The sequence below is a fragment of the Robertkochia marina genome, assembly GCF_004799345.1.
Classification (GTDB): Bacteria; Bacteroidota; Bacteroidia; order Flavobacteriales; family Flavobacteriaceae; genus Robertkochia; species Robertkochia marina.
This window is the reverse complement of the sequence record NZ_SSMC01000003.1, coordinates 16190-38158: the sequence shown is the minus strand read 5'-3', so window position 1 is coordinate 38158 and position 21969 is coordinate 16190. Positions and strand designations below refer to the sequence as shown.

The 21969-nt window shown below is 39.5% G+C and carries 14 protein-coding genes and 1 other RNA gene; 8 read left to right on the top strand and 7 right to left on the bottom strand.

Annotation, left to right across the window (positions count from 1 at the left end):
- Positions 1-4 precede the first annotated feature (4 nt).
- Both E7Z59_RS10725 and E7Z59_RS10720 read left to right on the top strand, forming a co-directional pair.
- A complete protein-coding gene (locus tag E7Z59_RS10725) occupies positions 5-670 on the top strand; it encodes a GNAT family protein (RefSeq protein ID WP_136336353.1) in 666 nt (221 codons plus the stop codon).
- A 10-nt stretch (positions 671-680) separates the two neighbouring features.
- Complete coding sequence (locus tag E7Z59_RS10720; protein WP_168731290.1) at positions 681-2360, top strand: tetratricopeptide repeat protein; 1680 nt, start codon at positions 681-683, stop codon at positions 2358-2360.
- Here the strand turns inward: E7Z59_RS10720 and E7Z59_RS10715 are convergent.
- Positions 2351-3562: an NAD(P)-dependent oxidoreductase gene (locus tag E7Z59_RS10715; protein WP_136336900.1), complete on the bottom strand. Its 1212-nt coding sequence runs from the start codon at positions 3560-3562 to the stop codon at positions 2351-2353. The genes E7Z59_RS10720 and E7Z59_RS10715 overlap by 10 nt on opposite strands.
- Positions 3563-3767: 205 nt before the next feature.
- On the opposite strand from E7Z59_RS10715, the gene nadA reads away from it, so the two are divergent.
- From nadA to E7Z59_RS10695, 4 genes are all read left to right on the top strand, one after another.
- The gene (gene nadA / locus E7Z59_RS10710; RefSeq protein WP_136336351.1) at positions 3768-4691 is read left to right on the top strand and encodes a quinolinate synthase NadA; all 924 of its coding nucleotides are present in this window, start codon (positions 3768-3770) and stop codon (positions 4689-4691) included.
- 11 nt (positions 4692-4702) lie between these two features.
- Positions 4703-6352, top strand: coding sequence for an L-aspartate oxidase (gene nadB, locus E7Z59_RS10705; RefSeq protein WP_136336350.1), 1650 nt, complete (start codon positions 4703-4705; stop codon positions 6350-6352).
- A 79-nt stretch (positions 6353-6431) separates the two neighbouring features.
- Positions 6432-6831, top strand: a transfer-messenger RNA (tmRNA) gene (ssrA, locus tag E7Z59_RS10700).
- Between the two features lie 270 nt (positions 6832-7101).
- Positions 7102-8343 carry a site-specific integrase gene (locus E7Z59_RS10695; protein WP_136336349.1) on the top strand — a complete coding sequence of 414 codons (1242 nt, stop codon included), beginning with the start codon at positions 7102-7104 and terminating at the stop codon, positions 8341-8343.
- Positions 8344-8816: 473 nt separating this feature from the next.
- On the opposite strand, the gene E7Z59_RS10690 is transcribed toward E7Z59_RS10695, so the two are convergent.
- From E7Z59_RS10690 to E7Z59_RS10680, 3 genes are all read right to left on the bottom strand, one after another.
- Positions 8817-9422, bottom strand: a complete 606-nt coding sequence (locus E7Z59_RS10690) for a hypothetical protein (RefSeq protein WP_136336348.1) — start codon at positions 9420-9422, stop codon at positions 8817-8819.
- 195 nt (positions 9423-9617) lie between these two features.
- On the bottom strand, positions 9618-11027 hold the full coding sequence (locus E7Z59_RS10685; protein ID WP_136336347.1) for a V-type ATP synthase subunit I domain-containing protein: 1410 nt from the start codon (positions 11025-11027) through the stop codon (positions 9618-9620).
- Positions 11028-11216: 189 nt separating this feature from the next.
- On the bottom strand, positions 11217-12650 hold the full coding sequence (locus E7Z59_RS10680; protein ID WP_136336346.1) for a TlpA family protein disulfide reductase: 1434 nt from the start codon (positions 12648-12650) through the stop codon (positions 11217-11219).
- A gap of 451 nt (positions 12651-13101) precedes the next feature.
- Here E7Z59_RS10680 and E7Z59_RS10675 point away from each other — a divergent pair, with 451 nt between their 5' ends.
- On the top strand, positions 13102-13656 hold the full coding sequence (locus E7Z59_RS10675; protein WP_136336345.1) for a DNA-binding transcriptional response regulator: 555 nt from the start codon (positions 13102-13104) through the stop codon (positions 13654-13656).
- Positions 13657-13668: 12 nt separating this feature from the next.
- Positions 13669-14709 (top strand): histidine kinase, encoded by a 1041-nt coding sequence (locus E7Z59_RS10670; protein WP_136336344.1) that lies wholly within the window; start codon positions 13669-13671, stop codon positions 14707-14709.
- A gap of 8 nt (positions 14710-14717) precedes the next feature.
- Here the strand turns inward: E7Z59_RS10670 and E7Z59_RS10665 are convergent, their stop codons facing one another.
- The 3 genes from E7Z59_RS10665 to E7Z59_RS10655 form a co-directional block, all read right to left on the bottom strand.
- Positions 14718-17279, bottom strand: coding sequence for an ATP-dependent helicase (locus tag E7Z59_RS10665; RefSeq protein ID WP_136336343.1), 2562 nt, complete (start codon positions 17277-17279; stop codon positions 14718-14720).
- 1223 nt (positions 17280-18502) lie between these two features.
- Positions 18503-20143, bottom strand: coding sequence for an ABC-F family ATP-binding cassette domain-containing protein (locus tag E7Z59_RS10660; RefSeq protein ID WP_136336342.1), 1641 nt, complete (start codon positions 20141-20143; stop codon positions 18503-18505).
- Positions 20144-20548: 405 nt separating this feature from the next.
- Complete coding sequence (locus tag E7Z59_RS10655) at positions 20549-21547, bottom strand: glycosyltransferase (RefSeq protein WP_136336341.1); 999 nt, start codon at positions 21545-21547, stop codon at positions 20549-20551.
- Between the last annotated feature and the right edge of the window lie 422 nt (positions 21548-21969).

Here is a 21969-nt window from a genome sequence, read left to right as displayed (position 1 = left end):
GACTATGCCGTATTTTGAACTTAAAAAAGGAGCAACCGAATTTCCGCCCGCCCACTTTGCCGATATCGACGGACTCGTGGCTGTAGGCGGTGATATTGATGCTGATATACTTTTAAAGGCCTATAATAATGGGCTCTACTATTGGCACCACCCTATGAAGCATATCAAATGGTGGTCTCCTGATCCGAGAATGGTATTGCAATTGCCGGTAGAAAGCCCCCAACCGGAGCTTAGAACTGTCAGGCCAACATTAAAAGTGACGCCCACCGAAGACGCTGAAAACCTTTTAAGGCACCTGCAAACAGTAGTGAACATAAAAGAAAAGATGGATTCCCAATGGTTATCAGAACGCATGTTCCGCATCTTTTCTGAGTTGCAGCAGAGAAATTACCTGAAACTATTCGCTATCCGGGAAGAAGGTAAACTTATCGGCGGGCTCTTTGGTACTGCTATTGGCAGGATATTCTTCGGAGAGTATATCTGGGCACCTGACAGTGAGGCCATGGCATTGGGAATATACACCCTGGCAGATCATTGTAATAAGAACGGATTTAAACTGATCGATATGCAAAAACCAACCTTCCAAAGCCCGGAGGTGCCTTGTGATGAAATATCAAGACTAAGTTATGTTGACTACTGTAAAATGAATGCGATTACGAACCACCCCTAAACGAATGATTATGGAACCCTCAATGTTTATTGAAAATGTAGAAAAGGCGCTGGAAACAACCCGCGATCATGCCGAACGCTTTACCCTGCAAAACTATCTTGTTGAACTCTATCGAAAAACGAACAGGATGGAGGAGGCTGTTGCCTTACTGCGTACCATTATAAAGGATCAAAGTGAGGGTGACCGCTCAGACAGTAATACCCTGGCTGCCCTTTACAACAATCTCGGATTGCTGTTAAAAAGCACCGCCATCCAGGAAGCTATTTCGAGCTTCAGGGAAGCCGATAAACTGTATCGTGAGAATGAAATGGAAAATGCGCTTCGAATTGCCGGGGTAAACTACCAATTAAGTCAACTTTTCACCCACTTAAAAGATGAATATTATACCAAGAAATACCTGAAGGAGTGTCTTGTGTATTTTAATCGAGTAGAAACAGGGCAGGTCTTCGAAGCCAAGGCCAGGGCTCATGATCAACTGGGGCAACTCTACAGCGAGAAGCTGCTGCTCTTTGATGCCCGGAATCATTACAAAAAGGCTTTGGATATTTATCAGCAGATCTACTCCGGAAAAGAAGCAGATATTGCCATGATCATAGGGAGCCTTTTGAATAATTTAGGGGTCACCTACCGGCAAATGGAGTCCTTCAAACAGTCGGAAGATTATTTTAAAAGAACGCTGGAACACTACGAAACCCTCGAATCAAAGTCACAGGGGTTTCTTCCATGGATAGGGTCAACACTCACCAACCTCAGCAATCTTTATGCAGAGCATCAATCTACCGAAGAAGCGATGTATTATGGTGATAAAGCCCTGAAGGTATACACTCACCTGAGTAAAAAGGAACCTGAACATTATGAGCATTACCTGGCTACCAGTCTCCATAATATGGGGGTGTTGTTTATGGAAAATGACCCTGATAAGGCAGAGGATTATTTCAGAAAAGCGATAACCCTTAGAAGAGGTCTCGCTGATAAAGAGCCTCATGCTTTTAATGCCGATCTGGCCGCAAGCCTCATGAATCTTGTTGAACTCTATCATTCTCGCTGGGAATTTACCCTTAAAAAGGAATTTAAAAGTAAGGCCCTGGCTTTATTGGGAATGACAGATAAAATAGCTAAAGAACTTCCCGTAAACCATCCGGCCGTTCAAAACATACTCAATGACCTTGACTATTACAATGGCCGTTTCAGAAATGAGGATGTATCAGGGTTGCATTATCTAAAAATAAGCAGGGAGATGATGCCTTTAAGGCAAGAAGTCAATTCTACCATACTTCCCGGAGAAAAGATCGCCTACCAGGAAAAGATCCTGAAGATCCTGCGCGGTCACGTCATGAAGTTTCCCGGTCACTACAGGGGCATGGAATCGTTTTCCGATGCTTTGAGCGAACAGGCGTGGTATTACCTCAGGTTAGGAAAAACTAAAAAGGCCGCAGCCCTCTTGAGAGAAATGCGACAACTAAAAAGTGACCTGTCTTCCGAAGCAAAATGCAATTTGGCGCATTACTACCTCCTCTCCGGCAATGAATTGCGAGCTCTTGAGTTCTACAAACAAATTTTGCCCCTTAAAAATGAGGATAAAAAATCCATGAAAGAAACGCTTATGAAAGATTTCAGCACCCTGAGGTCTGACGGTATTCTAATGACCCCTCCACAGGCCGTGGAAGAACTTCTGGAACACTATACCTGATCAGTACCGTCAACGTAGTCCTGCAAATAGCTGTATCGTTCGGTGAGTTTCCCGTCTTTAGTCATCCTGGCACGTTCCAGGATGCCCTCGGCATCATCATCGAAAAAGGCCGGGATCACGTATTGCAGGAAGCTTTCACCAAATCCTACACTGGCATCGGCAGGCAGCTCACATGGCAGGTTATCTACAGCCATAACCGCTATGGCATCTGAAGCCTTGAAATCAACCTCTTTTTCAGACCCGGCATCATAACCATAGATCGGATCTTCAATGGTAGAAGGTCTTATGGTGGTAGCAACAGGGCCATCAATATCACAGCTGATATCGGCCACTACCCTGATCTTAAAGTCATCTGAACGGGCATCTTCCCTGGTAAAGAGATAGGGAGATCCATCTCCATAATAGTGTCCTGCTATGAACATATCGGTAACCCGGGCAAATTTCATAAAATCCGACTCGTATTCTTCCGGATGAAAATAGAAATGATGCACCGAATGGTCTTCACCTTGAGCGTGCCTGTTGTAATCAAGCACATCAAGTTGGCAATAAACCGGGTGCGCATTCTCTTCATGAAGATACTCCTCTACAGACACCTCACGAATTCGCATAGCATCGAGGATCTCCTTGGCCCCGCCGCCAACTCGCCCTTTTCCGGTCAGAAGGATCTTTACAGGAGGTAGTTCAACCGTTTTCAAAGTGGCGATCATTCCCTTAAGGTCCGGAAGGGTTTCTGCCTTAGGCAGATCGAAAAGACCAAATTTTAATCCATAGGTTCGTATACCGTTATAAGCACCCACCAGTCCGGCATAACGTCCAAAGGCAACCAGCCGCTGCCCTTTTTGATTGGTGATCACCTCATGATCATAGAGTTCAATATTCTTTTCGAGTACCGCCCTTAATAACTCGCGGTTATAAGGCTGCTTCTTAATAGTATGAGAAAAGAAGAAGTATTTCTTATTCGGAATCAACGCATCTATAGGTACTTCCTTCACTCCGAGCAATACATCGGCAACAGTCAGATCGTCGCTAACCACCAGGCCGGCATCACGATAAGCCTGATCAGCATAGACCCGGATATCTGAAGGTTCCACAACGATCTGAGCTTCAGGGAATTTATTCAGGACACTTTGGCAGGCTTCTGGAGAAAAGACTACCCTTCTGTCGGGCGGATTCTTGCGTTCTTTAATTATTCCGAAGGTGATCATGTTCTTTCTTTTCCGGCTAAAATAACCGCTTCCGAAAGAATACACAAACGGAAGTACTATTTGCATAAAAGGGATTATCCATTTAAGGATTAAGTGATATTTATCACTGAATAAGAAGGTTTTGCCCAGTACATTAGCTCGCTGAAAACAGTTATAATACCCTGCTAGCTTAACGGGGTTATGGATAAAAACACTATTGAAAATGGATCTAGCGAAAGAAATATCCCGGTTAAAACAAGAAAAGAATGCGGTCATCCTGGCTCACTACTACCAGATACCGGAAATACAGGATCTTGCCGACTATGTGGGAGACAGCCTCGGACTTTCGAGGGTGGCTGCAGAAACCACCGCAGATATGATCGTTTTTGCCGGGGTGCACTTCATGGCAGAAACAGCCAAGATACTCAACCCTGACAAAAAAGTGGTGCTCCCTGATTTGAATGCGGGTTGTTCGTTGGCCGATTCCTGCCATCCGGATGATTTTGAAACCTTTATAAAACAACATCCCGATCATACCGTAATTACCTATGTAAATTGTTCTGCAGGGATCAAAGCCCTGAGCGATGTGGTGTGCACCTCCTCTAATGCCATAACCGTCGTAAATTCGATCCCGGAAGACCAGCCCATTATCTTTGCCCCCGACCGAAATCTTGGCAAGTATATTATTTCCAAAACCGGTCGTGATATGAAACTCTGGGACGGGAGTTGTATGGTTCATGAAGCCTTTAGTTTAGAAAAGCTCAACCGACTCAGGGAGCTTCATCCCGATGCCGTGATCATCGCCCATCCCGAATCGGAATCTCATATTCTGGCTACCGCAGCATACATCGGATCTACAGCCGGCATGATCAAATACATAAAAGACCAGCCCGAAAAGAAGTACCTGGTAGGTACAGAGGCAGGTATCCTCCATCAGCTCCGAAAAGAGGTGCCCGGCACCCAACTCATTCCGCTTCCTGTTAGCGAAAATAACAGCTGTGCCTGTAGTGAATGTGCATACATGAAATTAAATACCCTCCAAAAACTCCATGCCTGTCTGCAGGATGAGACCCCTGAGATCGTTCTTGATAAAGCCCTTCAGGAACGTGCCCTGCAACCTATTGAGCGAATGCTCGAATTATCTTAAACCAGACAAACATGAAAACAGATCATCTCGTCATTGGTTCGGGTATAGCGGGACTTACCTATGCCATCAAAATGGCTGAAAGGTTCCCGGAACGAAGTATCACGATTATTACCAAGGGTGAAAAAGAAGAAAGCAATACCAGGTATGCCCAGGGAGGAGTAGCAGTGGTTTTGAATAATGACCGGGATTCTTTTAACAATCATGTAGAAGATACCCTGAAGGCCGGCGATGGTATTTGTAACCGGAATGTTGTAGAAATGGTAGTTAAGGAAGGTCCGCCTCGCCTTGAGGAGCTTATTACATGGGGTACCCGTTTTGACCGTAATCCTCGGGGAAAACTTGAACTCGGACGGGAGGGCGGACACTCTGAGAACAGGATCGTTCATCATAAGGATATTACCGGGTATGAAATAGAAAGATCACTACTAAACAGGGTGAAGCAACTTTCTAATATATCCTTGCTCGATCATCATTTTGCCATTGACCTGATCACTGAACACCATTTCATGAACTGCCTCCCGGAATCTATACATTGCTACGGAGCTTATGTACTGGATCAACAGAGCGACAGTATCATTACCATATTGGCCGTCACTACCCTGTTGGCCACCGGAGGTATTGGCAGGGTTTATGGGCATACCACCAACCCCTGTGTAGCTACCGGAGATGGCATCGCCATGGCCTACCGGGCAAAAGCGAGAGTCACAGATATGGAATTTGTGCAGTTTCACCCTACGGTTTTCTACGAACGTAAAGACGGCAAATCATTCCTGATCTCTGAAGCTGTTCGCGGCTACGGCGCACGGTTGCGTAACCGTAAGGGAGAACGGTTTATGTTCAATTACGACGAACGGGGCGAACTTGCCTCCCGGGATATTGTGTCTATGGGGATCGACAGGGAACTTAAGAAAAGTGGAGAAGAATGCGTTTACCTCGACTGCACCCACCTTCCTGAAGATGATTTTCGAAGTCACTTCCCGAATATCTACTCAGAATGCATTCATCGGCACATTGACCCCGCCAGGGATTGGATACCTGTATTGCCGGCATCGCATTACCTCTGCGGAGGTATCGAAGTTGATACCGAAGGGAGAACAACGGTAGGCAACCTCTATGCCTGCGGTGAATGCAGCAGAACGGGACTACATGGAGCTAACCGACTGGCCTCCAACTCCCTGCTGGAAGCCCTGGTCTATGCGCATAATATTTTTAAAAGCCACAGCGAGCTTATTCCGGTTAACCCCGGATTATCCCATGCTATTCCAGATTGGAATGATAAGGGCACCGAAGTACCAAAGGAGCACGTGGTCATTGAACACAACCGTAAAAAGTTACAGGCCCTCATGCGCGATTATGTAGGCATCGTAAGAAGTGACAAGCGACTGGAACTGGCAGGAAAAAACCTGGAAAACATTTACGAGGAGGTGGAATCGCTCTACCGGGAATCAAAGGTGAGCACTGCGCTTTGCGAATTACGCAATATGGTAAATATTGCCCACCTCATCATTTGCCAGTCGAGGGGTCGTACAGAAAACCGGGGTGGCTTTTATAATATGGATAACATCGGAAAAGATAAGACGCCCCAAGGTGACAAAATTTCGGTAAAACCCAGGAAACACGAATGCGCAAAGAGTGGTATAACTTTTGTATTAACAGAGTAGGTAGCAGTATCAGAAAAAATTGTAGTTTTGCTATCCTGCTTTTCCCGAAAGAGAAAAGGGAGGTTCTTTGAAAAATATTGGGGTCGACTGGTTTTGACAGCGAGTCTAATTGGAGTGTAAGCATGCAGAGCGCTGGGATACAGCTCTTAAATCTCATATTTCAACCTTTTTAAATGGCGAGAATAACTACGCTCTTGCTGCCTAATCTGAATTTATAGTAGGATTTCGGCCACGTCCCCGCAAGGCGGGGAGGCGAGATGTCTCTGGGAAGCCCTTGTTGATGGCGTCCCGTTTTGAGGCACCATAAAAGTCAACATAGAGGTCGTGTAGCTTCGTCACGATCTTAAATCTTAAGAAGCTAAGCGTAAGGTAGGCAGTTTCCGGTCAGCCTTGCGTCGAAAACCAAACGGTAACTAAGCATGTAGAAAGCATTTTAATTGCTTGTTTGGACGGGAGTTCGAATCTCCCCGACTCCACTGGGTGGACTTTAAAATTCACCAAAACCCCTTAAACCACCAGTGTTTACGGGGTTTTTTATTTTTCTTACATTCAATTAAAACCCTTTAAATACTGTTAAAAAGGGGGTAATTCGGGACCAATTTTTAAAACTTGAAATTTGGTCACCAGCTTTTTCAAACCACCTGTATTCATAGGGGCTGTCACGATTTTCTTTAACATTTGATTTCCAGAGTTTTTGTACCTTAAATAGGAATTCTGGTGACCAATTTTGGCACCTTAAATTTAAGGGTATGAAAAACACCTATTCCATCCGCTTCATTATCCGCAAAAACAAGCTGGACAAACAAGGGAAATGTCGCATTTATCAGCGAATAACGCTGAACGGACAACGTATCGAAATCAGCACCCAAAGAAAGGTGAACCCTAATCTATGGAGCAGCAGGAATGAACGGGTAACAGGAACCCAGAAGGAAAACCTGCAGATCAACGCCCACCTGGAACAGCTTATTTACCAGACCAACAAATACTTCCAGCAGCTTCAGGATAACGGCAAGCCCTTTACCATCCACCAACTTCGCAAGATGGTGCAGAACAGAGCAAAGCCTTCAAAGATGATCCTGGAGATCTTCAGGGAACACAATGAGCAATTAAAGAAGCTTTCAGGTAAGGGCTATGCACCTGCCACCGTGATACGGTACAATACGACCAAAGACCATTTATCCCAATTCATAGAGGAGGAATACGGCTGGCAGGATATGCCTGTGAATGAAGTAGACCGGGCTTTTATTCAACGCTTTGAATACTTCTTAAAGACCCGGCGCAACTGTAACCACAATACCAGCATGAAGTATGTGAACAACTTCAAAAAGATCATTCGGATCGCGGTAGCCAATGAATGGATCACCAAAGATCCGTTTTACGGTTATAAGATCTCCTACCAATGGAAAGAAAGAGAATACCTTACCCAAAGTGAACTCGATGCCTTGATCAATAAAGAGATAACCATCCCCAGGATTGCCCAGGTGCGGGATATGTTTGTGTTTTGTTGTTATACCGGCCTTGCCTATGCCGACATCAAAAAGCTTACCCGGGATCATGTAGTTACCGGAATCGATGGAGATCTCTGGATTCGGATCAATCGAACCAAGACGGAATCCAAAAGCAGGATCCCCCTCCTCCCTCCTGCCCTCAGCATCATGGATAAGTACCAAGACCATCCTGAGGTGGAAAATGGGAACTGTCTGATCCCTGTACTCACCAACCAGAAAGCCAACGCCTATTTAAAAGAGATCGCCGATCTATGCGGTATTAAAAAACGACTCACCACCCACCTGGCCAGGCATACTTTTGCCACCACGGTAACCCTAACCAATGGAGTACCTATTGAAACGGTGAGTAAAATGCTCGGACACCGGGATCTGAGAACCACCCAGATCTATGCCCAGGTATTAGACCGGAAGATCAGCGAGGATATGGGTGTTTTGAAATCAAAGTTGGTTAAGAAGACCAAAGAGAATCAGGTGAGTAGTTAAACTTCGCTACACCTTGAAAAGAAAATTAAATATCCGTTTTTAAACGTTTACAACGTTTTTACGTCTTTTCATTCGAAGCTAAAAATTTGAATGGCTCGTTCACCAGATCCGTCTCCAGGATCAGGGAACGAGCCAAAAATTTCTTCCAGTTTAAATTTTTGACCTATAAACTTACCCCGTCAGGTTCGTCAAAAAACCTGAGTTAATCCTGAAATCAAATAAGTCATATTCAAAAATCTAAATTTAAGGTTTGCATTCTTGAAAAGTTAATAGAACAAGGAATTTCAGAATGAGATCGTAATGGTTTATATGCCATGGTTGAGAGCAGTACTTTTAAGGTGCTTTCATGTTTGGGTTGTTTGGGAACTGCCTAATAAAGTAATGTGATAAAAATAGCTCGTTTACACGTACTGGTTTGAGGGCCTTTAAACGAGCTGAAGGAAGTTTCATTTATGGTTTATACACCATTGTTGTTAGCTGCAGTAATATTTCTTATTTATTTCTTTTGTTAGATTCGACATATATTCAATTGATGACTGACTGAAATCTTCGAGAAAGCTTTTATTGTTTATTCGAATCATTTTTTGACTTGGTCCAAAATAAATATTATGCTCCCGAATGATTGAAAGATTTTGATTAATCTCACCGTACTTATGAATGATTGAATTTCTAATAGCTTTGAATTCCATTAATTTTTTCCAGCCCTCGTTTGTCGGATCTGCAAATTCAATTTCGCCAATAAGGTTCAAGTACTTCCGGTAAGAGTCTATATCTCCATTGCCTTTTATATCTTTAATTTCAATCTTGGAGTTTAATTTTTTCTGAATCTGTTTTGCACATGAAAGCATGAAATTTTCAAAATAGGAGTAGGAAGAAATAAATAGTGAGTGCAATAAAATCCATTCAAAATGGAAGTCATAAAGATTAAATTCATCAAATTCTTCTTGACTGAATTTTGATTGCTCCATTATCTTTTCCCAAGACTGATCTCTTTTTTCTTCTCTAATCTTATTTGAGTCTTCATAAATCGTAAGTATTGATTTGATGTTATCTGAAAATAAGTTTAGGGTATATGTCATTTGAGTTTTCATTATTGCAGCTAACGGTCGGGTTATCCCCAGTGTGGTTGGCTGGCCTGGCCGACCTTTGGGCCTTTTCTATTGGCCGAGGCCAGGACAGCGAGTCACGTAGCATTTAGTTTGTTCTGAATTTGAAGATAAGTAATATGGTCGCTACTTGTAAGAATGATAGCGCTTGGGTATAGCCGAAGTTGGCTAGAGTTTTGTATATATTTTTGTTGGATTTGTTCTATTATCAATTAGAATTTGAAGTGGTTTTTCAAATTCATTTCTTATATTTTCTAAGTTTTCAAATATTAATTCCTTATCTCTCAAGTTCTCTTCAAGAATAGAGAATTCTTCTAATATTACTGAGGATCTTTTGTCAATCTCACTTCTTGTTAATTTACTATTATTTCGATGAGTTATAATTTGAGTTAATATATGATCTTTTAAATCAGATTTAAGCTGATCCATTTCGTCATAAATACTATCTTCAAAATTAAACTCTATAATGGAATTATATATCTCTTCAATTTTACCAATCCTGTTAGGGCTTGGCTTTTTATTAGATAGATTTATTTTTAGTTCTATAATTTTAATAAGCTGGTATAATTGTTCGGATTTCAAGGCAATTTCCGAATACTTAAAGAACTTGCTATCATTAATTTTTCTTACAATCTGATTGATTTCTTTAAGGGAGTTTTCAGTCAATGGCTTTATTTTATCATCAACTCCTTTTATTAAGTTAGATAAACGGGATGACATTATTTTGACTTCCCTTTTGGTTGTAATAAGCCTTCTCTCAAGCTTAGAACTATCTTCTGATATTGTGTCAATTATTTCTTCCTTTTTTTCATCTCCTTTTTTCCTCTCAAAAGTGTTTATGATTTCTTTTTGAGCAGACAGTAAGTATTCAAATCGAATAATTGACAAGTCATATTTTAATCTATCGACGGTAACATAATCTTCGGTAGTGAAAAAATTCCGATTGTTTAATTCGTTTATTTTAGTGTTTATATATCTCAATTTTGCCAATCTTTCATTATGATAGATGTTTATTAGTTCATCAATTCCTTTTTTGATTGATTCTAATTGCTTTGTTAAGCCATTAAAATAATATTGACCAGTTAGCATTGCAGCAAATTGGACAGCTAAAATTGGTGTAAAAACAGTAGGATTTGCACTAACAAAACCTGCGTGACTTCCGAATTGAGAACCGTTCATTGTTATTGAACTCAACGAGCCATTTCCGTAAGTCATTAAACTTCTTGTATTCGCGGTTGCGGTATATAATCCATTTGCTGTATAAGCGACTGAACTTCCAATAGATGAAGTTCCAGCAATTTGAGAGAGAAAATTTAATTTGTTGTTTTGAGTAGTTATTAAGGACCAACTTTTATCGATACAAATATTATTGTTTAACTTGAAACCTAAATCTGAAATATCATTTTTCAAATTAAAACTATCTGCTATCTCAATAATTTCGGTTTCTTTTTTTTTTGGTTTTAGATTTTCTATTGAGTTATAAATCTCAATTAGTTGGTTTTGAGTCATAGAATTGCTTTCGACAATATTTTTGTCGATTGTATCAATTCCGAGTTTTTTCCTTAACCATTTTATCATTCTCGGTCGTACGTTTTAAATTGTTAGCAACGGCAGGCTATGAGGCCTTGTGGTATGTGGATCTGAGCCTGGCGTTGGCCTTTACCTCTGGCGAGGCTCAGAGCCACGTTGGAAACGTGACGCTTCATTTTTGTTCTTGGAGTTCAATATAAGGAAATAGTCTAAATATTGTAAGTTGAATATTGTGATTTATAACTCCTTGTTGGCTATCGCTCGTTCTTGATTATTCATTAAATCTTTGATTTGTTTTTTTGCATTAAAGTCCGAAGGTGGCTCTGCATTATAGTCAACAATGTTACCAGCATCATCTATAACCATATATCTGGGAATACTGCTAATACCTACCTTTTCAAGAAATTTTGGATCGTTAGCCAAGGATAACTGAATTCCTTTCAAATTATGAGTTCGGATTGTTTTTTTCCAGCGCTCCTCTGTATCCCAAATATTTATGCCAATTACTTCAAATTTCTCTCCTTGATTGTTGACCGACAATTGGTTTAGATAAGTAAACTCTCTAATGCAGGGAGCACATGAGGAAGACCAAAAGTCCAGGTAAAGAATTTTACCCTTAAATTCATTCAGCGAAATTAGCTCCCCTTTTGTGTCCTTTAAAAATTCATGCGAAAGAAAAGATTCAAGTCGTTTAGTATTCAAATTATTGTAAATATTTTGGACAAATTCTAAATATTCTTGGTTTGAATTGATCGCTTTAAAAGACTCGTAAAAACCATCAAGATTCTGTGCCTTTCCTAACCACCATTTTGATATTAGGAATGACGTTTCATTTATTATTTTTTTATTGTTGAGAAATGATTCCAAATTGTTCAAATGCTCAAGGTATAAATCACAATTCAAGCATTTCAACTTCTCTGTAGATGTATCCAGATTAATTTTATTTTTCAAAAAGTAATACGGATTATTTGCTATTAATGGGATGAATAAGGGTATATCTAAAAAGCTCTCGTCATTAAAATCCAATGTTTCCTCGGGATGAGGAAATGAACCAGATACCTTGAAGTCCTTATGTTCAGTCAATAATCTTTTACTAATTTCAAATCCCATCAAATTATAGACATTGTCCAAAAGAATTGATTTTCGTTCCAATTCTTCAAATTTTTTATTGTTGGAAATGCTTTTTTGAAGCAAGTCTATGTATAAGTTTCTAATAGAATCATTTATTTGAAGGAAACGATTTTCAGATAGTTTTGCATGGTACTTGTAATTGTCGAAGTAAAAAGTTTCCTTTTGCAGAGAATCCTTCTTTTTTAAGTAGTCATTTTCGATTTCACCTATACCGTCGAATGTGATTATATTTTTTTCAAGATCAATATGTAGCGTTAAATCGAAATTAGGTTCCAGATAAATATTAATGTTTTTATTTCCAATTTTCAGTGAATAATACCCACTCGTTATTTCCAGGTTCTCCTGGAATGTTTGGTTATTTGATACAGACAAATCAACTTTCTTGAACTTATTGCTGTATCCCTTCTTTTCTAAATAAACCGTTTCAACTAAGCCTCCTGAAATACTTCCTTTGAGAATTGTGAAATCTTTATTTTTTTCTGGACTACAGGAAATTATAAGGAAGGCAATAAAACATATCGTTAGATACTTGCAGTTCATTTTTTGAGGTATTACCGATTAGGCTAAGGCTCGTGGCGGGGGAATGCTATAGTTGTCCCCGGCAGCGATGGAAAGCCCGGTTGAATTCTTAAATTTATTATTTATTTGAGTAGAAACCTAGAATGAGATATTAATCAGAAAACCTGCCTAATATTTATTCTAATTGTATTACACAGGTCCCAACAATTCCATTTTTAAACGTTTACAACGTTTTGAAATTTTTCCATTCGAAGAAAAGAATTTGAATGGCTTGTTCACCCGATCCGCCTCCAGGATCAGGGAACGAGCTTATCCAAAAGCAGATAGTTGTTACGAAGTTAAAAGCATTTATTGTAAGAATTTTATTGATTATTCACAACAATTGTTGATAATTCACTATTCCATTACACCTACAGAACCTTAGACTGTTCCTATATTAGTAATCCTTTAGCGTAAAACTAATTATCTCTTTATGGAATATATATTGGAAAACATTGAGTGGATTGGAGGAATTATTGCAACACTTTTAGTTGGAACTTTTCCTTTTTTAAAGAAATCGATTAAACCTAATTTCGCCAATAGAATTATTAATAATATTAATATTAGCCCTTCCGCTATTGATAAACCTAATCATCCGCAGAAACAAAAATCACCTGAAAAAGGTGCGATTAAAATTTTGTTTATTGATGACCAGTATTCCGACTATAAGATCATTTCAATATTAAAAAGATCAGGTTGGGTTAATACTAAAGGAGTAAAGGATATAACCAATTTAGATGATTATAAGGTTAGAGATGCACATATAATTTTTGTAGACATAAACGGAGTTGGCACCTCTATGTTTAAGGATCAAGGACTTGGCCTTGCTTCAGCTTTAAAGGATAGACATCCAGATAAGAAGATTGTTTTATATTCAGCTGAAAACAAAGGTGACCGTTTTCATAAAGCGTTAAGGGAAGTTGATGATTGTCTTGCAAAAAATGCTGAACCTTATGAATTTATAACTCTCATAGAAAGCTTAATTTAATTCATTTCTCAAATGAAACACTTTTCTATAAATGTTCCATATAAATCCATTACATCCCAGAATCTATTAGACGAGTGTCGGGTATGCATGGCAAATTGTAATGATATTTACAAAAGTGTTAATCCATGTCCGGTATACAATGATCGCAGAAAGCAAGGTTTCAAACAAACTAAGAAATCAAATATTTTTCTTTGCTGTAATCAATCAAAAACTACCGCACTATTCAAAAATAAGCTTGATGCCTTGTCCTATGCCATGGGAGATATTGAACTTCCAGTAAATGAGATTACAGAAAACATCAAAAAAACTGAACAAACAAAAGTAAATCGCCTGATACATAACTTAACCTCAATTAACGCATACAATATTCAGGAAATATATGATCTCGTACCGCAAGAAACTCTATCTAGTAATTGGAAAAAACAGTTAGAGTTCATTAAAAGAGAAATTATATCTGACCCCGATAAAGCGGCAATGTTATTTTTAAGGATTGCTAAAAATAACATCCATATGAAATCAGAGTTCTCTATATATAAGAAAATAGAAAGATTAGACTCAAAAGACCTGGAAATAAAATCACTACCCGTAAGAAAGGTGTTCTTAAATGTTTTACACACCTTTTTTTCTGATTTTTCTAATAATGAAATATATGTAGATGTTAGAGAGTTCGAAGGAAAAACCCAAATTGATTATGAAACAATGCAGGTAGCATTTTACCATTTAATTGAGAATTCAACAAAATACACGCTCCCCAACTCTATAGTAACGGTTGATTTTAAAGAGGATAAAGATACCGTAGCGATTAAAATGAATATGACCAGTCTTTATGTCCCTATTGAAGAAAGAGAAAGTATATTGAACGAAGGGTTTTCAAGTCGATTAGCTAAAAAGTTAGGTAAAAGTGGTGACGGTATAGGATTATGGAGGATAAACCAAATGATCCAGTTGAATCATGGTGAATTCAATATTCATTTTGGAGATGAAATCGAAAATATACGCGGTATTGATTATGGTATCAACAGTTTTGAAATTGTCTTAAGAAAAAGTTTATAATACAATAATTAACAAAAGATTGACCTAAACATACTTGTTATAATTGACCAGAAATTTCCTTTAGTTTTACTCTTAATTCCTGGTAGGTCATTTTCATAATCCTTGGCAGTTGATAAACCTTTTGTACTATTCCCTTCTTTCGATAAATCGGTGTGTGAATTTTTATCTTGAATCCAATCATCCTCTATTGCCTTCTGATTCAAATTGCTTAAAATTTCTTTGTAACGTTCAAGTTGTTCCTCGTTATATTCCTCCTCTTTTTGATCCTTTACCTTAACTAAATCCTGGGTATCTGGTACTACCTCAATACTTTTTTCGCCCAAATCCTTTACCCTTTTATCGGAAGACTCAATCCCACCCACTGATGTAGAATTTTCTTTCCCTTTTTCTTTTGTGATTTGAGAATGATTTAATGCGTCTTTTGCCGACGAAAGCCCTCGAAAGTAGAAATTAATAGGTTTGGTCTTTCCGGTTTTTTCAAAATCGATTAAATATTCTTCTCTATCTAAATTTATCTCTATAACTTTTCCATAGCCCCAAATTGGGTGATGTACCAAATCTTTCAGCTTAAAACTTTTAGGCTTGGGTAGCCCATTTAATTCTAACTGAAACTTTTTTTTTGCTTCATCTATTATATCTTGACTTAATTTTCCTTTTCTAACAAAAAAATTATCACTTATTTCAAATAAAAAGCGAGAAGGATATTTATTGGAGCCAGTACTAAAATTAAATCCTTCTGAATCAGTCATGTAAAAGGCTTTTTCTGCTCTGGTTATTGCAACATATGTCAAGCGACGCTCTTCTTCTATAGCTTTCTTGCCTCTTTCCTTTATGGACATTGCACTTGGTAAAATCCCCTCTGTAAATCCACATAAAAAAACATGCGGAAACTCTAATCCTTTGGATGTATGAATGGTCATTAGTTTTACCCTGTCATTTCTATTATCATCAATATCCATATCGGTGTACAAAGCAATTTCCTGGAGGTACTCTGTTAAGGTGAAATTCTCTTCAGTATTATTTTCTTGAGTTATTATTGAATTTTGTAACTCCTTCACATTTTCCAACCTGTCCGTGTCACCATCAAGTCTATAGTAGCCTGATAAACCACTTTCATCCATTATTTCCTTTATTAAATCCGAAACTGAAATTGAATCTTTTATTTTTCTTTTACTCTCAATCAATTCAATAAATTCAATTGCACCTTTTCTATTTAATCCTTTCCTTGAAACATTAGTTTTTAATGCTTGATACAATGAAACATTATCCTTTTCAGCAATTTCAGCGACATTTTGAATAAATCGTTTACCTAAACCTCGACTTGGAACATTTACAACTCTCAAAAAAGAAAAATCATCTTCAAATTCAATTAAGCGTAAATAGGCTAATACATCTTTTATTTCCTTCCTCTCAAAAAATCTAATCCCACCAAAGACAGAGTATGGGATGTTTTCCCTGATAAAGGATTGCTCAATATTTCTAGAGATATAGTTTGCTCTGTATAGTATTGCGAAATCTGAATATTTGCAATTATCCTCGTATACGAGTTTTTTAATTTCGGTTGCTACCCATAAGCCTTCTTCATTATCATTTTGCGCATGAAAATGAATCACTTCAACACCTTCCGGATTTTGGGTAAACATGTCCTTTGCGACACGTATCTTATTGTTTTTTATAATGTGATTTCCAAGACTTAATATGTTTGGTGTTGACCGATAGTTCTGATTCATTACTATCGTTTTGCTATCAGGATAGGTCTTGTCAAAATTTACAAGTATTTCAGGTTTAGCACCACGCCATTCATAAATGGTTTGATCTGGATCTCCAACAACAAAAAGGTTTTTATGAAACCTAGATAACAATTCAACTAATTTAAATTGCTTGTCTGAACTGTCCTGAGTTTCGTCAACTAAAATATAATGAAGTCTCTTTTGCCATTTTAGAAGTGTATCTGGATACTTAGCTAGTATATAAAGAGTGAAATTTATAAGATCATCAAAATCCAAGGCAAAATTTCTCTGTTGTTTCTCTAAGTACCTTATAAAAATTTTATCGATCTTATCTTTTGATTTATTTTTCTTAGAATCTAAGATGTACTCGAGGTAATGCAATTGTGTTTTCTGTCTACTTATAAACCGTAAAACTTGTTTAAAGGTCAATTCCTTGGAAGTAATTCCCAGTTCACGGTATATATCGCGAAGAACCGTTTTTTGGTCCTCAACATCCATTATGATAAAATTTTTCGGATAACTTATTTTATTTATGTCCTCCCGGAGAATTCTGACACAAAATCCATGATAGGTGGTTATATATCCTAAATCCGAATTACCCCCTATTAGCTTTTTCACCCGAATTCGCATCTCCCTTGCGGCCTTATTAGTAAAAGTGACACAAAGAATATTTGATGAGCTAATGCCTAAAGCACCAATGATATATGCATATCGAGAGGTAAGAGCTCTTGTTTTTCCCGAGCCTGCTCCCGCAATAACTCTCACGTACCCCTCTGTCGACGTTACAGCTTGAAATTGTTCATTATTTAATTCAGCCTTTAATTTTTCAGTACTATACATCAAAACAAATTTAAATCCTAGAATTAGTATTAATTCGCTACTAATTAATTAGATAAATCTTGGGGGAGGGAGAGGAAGGGGTATCGATAATTTTAGTCTTACTAAGATATAGATTAAATTCTTTAATTGAGATTTTATCCATTGTACTGTTTATAATTACGATTCAATACCTTCTCTCCTATAGTTTGATAAGCTGAAAGGCATACTTAAATAATGGTTAGTAAAATTAATAAAGGGGAATAGCAAGAGGGCAACGCGCTGAAGCTCGTTGCTTTTATCCATAATTCCCCTTAACCCCTGTTATTACTGATGAACTAGCATGTTGCATGTTATCCATCACTTAAAGACCTTTTATTACAGTTTTACCACAACATTTCATAGGTTAGTTATGGAAGATTATGGGGGACCAAGCGTTTAGAAAAGGTCCGGTGGACCTTTTTAGCGAACCTGCCTGGCGGTAGCCAGGGGGGCCAGAAGGCGCGCTGGCCTTTATTACAAATAACATGCATGGAATGGGCGGAAAGGATTCTCATGGCAACAACCCACCCCGTCTCAGGGTTACACCCTGATCTACCCCGCCCTGACCAGGGCGGGGAGCCTGTTACTAATTATAATTTGGGGGGTAAATCCCCTCAAAATGTTTTCAACTACACCTTAAAGAAGTTAAACTATGTTAAAAAGGTGGGTATTCGGGACCATAAAATTGACTCCCTCCCGGAAGCCTTGTAAACATTGCGATTACAGACTTCGGTCGACTCTCCCCGACTCCACGATCAAGAACAAACCCCGCAGCGGATGCTGCGGGGTTTTGTGTTTTCTGGGGTGAGCGAAGTTTACTTCAGCGAACAACCGGAAAACACAAAACCGCTGCGCACATAGTGCCCGGCAGGGTTTGTTCTTGCAGTACTGGAATGGCGGAGATCACCGAAGAGCGAAGCGAGGAGGTAATCTTCGTTGAGCCAAGAGTCAAGAGCAAAGACGAGGCCTTTGTAGGGGCTTGTTCTTGCAGCACGGAAACGGTAGACATCACCGAGGAGGTAATCTCTGAATTAGTGTAAAAAGCCCCCCTTTGCCCTTCGGGCATCCCTGCCTTCCGGTAGGCAGGTCCCCCCAAAGGGAGGAGAATTCCGATTATATTTGAACTTATAGAATGAGCTGGAATCTTTCTTGCAATAAACAGCCATGTCAGCGGTAAAGGCATTTGAAGCCAAGGCTGCAAAAATCTAAACTACTTTCTTTTCGATCTCCCTGAGGTTTTCCATCTTTTTAAGTTCCAGGAAGCCATTGATATCTTCGAAGTGTTCTTTGACACGCTTATTACCGAATTCGAAAACCTTGGTCACTAATCCGCTTAAGAAATCACGATCGTGCGATACCAGGATCAGGGTACCGTCAAAATCTTTCAGTGCTTCCTTAATAATATCCTTGGTTTTCATATCAAGATGGTTGGTAGGCTCATCGAGAATAAGAAGATTGACCGGTTCCAGAAGGAGTTTGATCATGGCCAATCGGGTCTTTTCACCTCCCGAAAGCACCTTAACTTTCTTTGTGGAGTTATCTCCGCCGAACATAAAGGCCCCTAGAATGTCTTTGATCCTGGTGCGGATATCTCCTTCGGCAATACGATCTATGGTATCAAAAACCGTGATGGATTCATCGAGCAGGGAGGCCTGGTTCTGGGCAAAATATCCGATCTTCACATTATGACCCACTTCCAGATTCCCCTCAAAATCAATCTCATTCATAATGGCTTTGATCATGGTAGACTTTCCTTCGCCATTTCTTCCCACGAATGCTATTTTTTGTCCGCGTTCGATCACCATATTGGCATTCTGAAAAACCAGGTGATCGCCGTATGACTTGGTGAGCTCTTCCACAACAACCGGATATTTCCCGGCACGGGGAGCAGGAGGAAATTTCAGGTTCAGGGCAGAGGTATCGACCTCATCCACTTCCACCAATTCCAGCTTTTCCAGCATTTTAACCCGCGACTGCACCTGTAGTGTTTTCGAATAGGTACCCTTAAAACGCTCGATGAAGGCTTTGGTCTCTGCGATCATTTTTTGTTGTTCATCATAGGCCTTTTGCTGATGCTCCCGCCTTTCCTTGCGCAATTCCAGGTAATGGGAATATTTGGCTTTGTAATCGTATATGCGCCCCATGGTTACCTCGATCGTTCTGGTGGTAATATTATCTACAAAAGCCCGGTCGTGAGAGATCACCATAACCGCCTTGGCCTGGTTCACCAAAAAGTCTTCCAGCCATTGGATACTGTCCATATCCAGGTGGTTGGTAGGCTCATCCAACAGGATCAGGTCCGGTTTCTGTAACAGGATCTTGGCCAGTTCGATACGCATACGCCACCCACCACTAAACTCAGAGGTTGGCCTGGTAAAATCTTCTCGTAAAAAACCAAGTCCTAACAATACCTGTTCTACCTCTGCCTCGTAGTTCACTTCTTCTATCGAATAGTATTTCTCACTAAGTTCGGTCACCTTTTCTATGAGCTTCATATAATCGTCGCTCTCGTAATCGGTGCGTACCGTGAGCTCTTCATTGAGGGCATCAATCTCTTCCTTCATTTTGAAAAGGGAGGCAAACGCCTTGGAAGTTTCCTCAAAAACAGTAGCGTCATCGTTGGTCAGTAAATGCTGTGGCAGATAAGCAATCACTGCCTCTTTTGGCGCTGAGATCTGACCGCGGGTAGGCTTGTTTACCCCTGCAATAATCTTTAATAAGGTGGACTTTCCCGCCCCATTCTTACCCATAAGGGCGATCTTGTCTTTCTCATTGATGGAAAAGCCCACCTCACTGAAAAGGGTGGTTCCTCCAAATTCTACTGCGAGTCCGTCTATGGTGATCATTTGCTCCGTTTTTTAGAAGGCGCAAAGGTAACTCATTTACCGAATACAAGATGGAGAATTTTAATTCACAAAAGGCTAGCGCAAAGGTTGTACGGAAGCGTTTGTTCTTGCCTGCCAATTCAAGGCAGGTAAACAGGACGGGGATGGTTTGTGTAGATCACCAAATCTCGGGAATCGTTAGTTGTTAGTCGGGAGTAGTATTATTTAACAGAAATACCAAATACAAAGACGTCCCTGCTTGCTATCCGCGGGAAGGCAGACGCGGTAGTGGAGTAGTATTTCCTAAAACATAATCCCGAAAAAAAGCCCCCCTCTGCCCTCCGGGTATCCCCGCCTTCCGGTAGGCAGGCCCCAAAAAGGGAGGAGAATTACGATCATACTTGAATAAAAAGCATAAAACACAAATCAATCAAAAGGCAGATACCTCTCTTTCTGAATCACCTTTAACTGAGGATTGGTCTCATTCAGGGTTTTACCCTTGAGTACGGTATCGTATTTTTCGAGGTAACGCAGTGCCATTATCTTGCTATTAAAATTCTCAACGGCATATTCATGACACCATCTTGGGTTGTAATGATAATCATTAGCTATGGCCTCTGCAATAACATCTTTCTTATTGCTCAGAAAGCCTGCTTCGGGGATAACGATCTCCTTCAGTGAACCATATGGCGTTCCAAATACCGGACAACCATAAAATAAACTTTCAATAATGGCCAGGCCAAAGGGCTCATGCCATAACACAGGAAAGATAAGACCTCGTGATTGATTCAAATAGGTTTCTTTTTCTACCCCACCAACCATACCTCTGAAATTCACCTTTCTGGAAAACATATAGGTCGGCCCTAATTTAAATACCCGTTCACTGAATCGCCTGCCGCCCAATACATTTAAATTCTCCTGTTTGACCTTTTTGATGATATCAATAGCACCCTTTAAATTTTTTACACCCCAGGCAGCCCGTCCTAAAAAATGAAAAGAATTACTATATCGGTTTACATTAGGTTTTGAATACTGGCTCCAATCCAGTCCTTTATGTACATAAGACACCGAACCATATCTTTCTGCATGATTTTTAGAAACAAATACCGTGTTTTTGTCAAAAACAAATTCATTGTTAACATTGCCATGCATCGTTATGATGTAAGGCACATTTAGGTCTTCCAGGTTCTCAGGAAAGAAATTGAAATGAACCACCTCCGTATCGGCCGGAATTTGTTTTAACAGGGGGATATCGTCATCGATGGGTATTACAGAAGCGAAATCGCAGGAAGAACCTTTTTTCACCAAATACGTTACGCTGTGACCAAGATCTGTTAACTCCTTTCCAAGGGCCCAAATGACTCTTTCTGTACCGCCATAAAGGTTCACCGGAATTACAGAATTATCAACTATTAAAATTTTCATCCTTATGTATTACCTCTAAAAGAATAACCCAATGATCAAACCCTTAACCTAAATCATGCACATTGCAACATTGTATATTCTGACACTGCAAAAATAGGAGGATTTGATGAAATGAAGGTCACTATTTTTAAAACAAACGGAGCCTTTACAGTTTCATCATTCAAGTTCAAAGGATATTGTTCTCTGGAGAGGATCATTTTCTCTTTATATATCCATTTTAAATCTGGTGACATCACCCGATGTTACCCGGGTGTACTTGAAAATAAATGAGGTTTTGTCTCATATTGTGCAGGCAGTTTTAAAGAAAATTGATGATGATCTCCTGTAGCATCGGGATGACTGAATCAGATATTTATTCATTTGGGAAATATGAAACGAATTACCTGCATTGAAGGCCCTACAATTATTTTAGAAAGAATCAG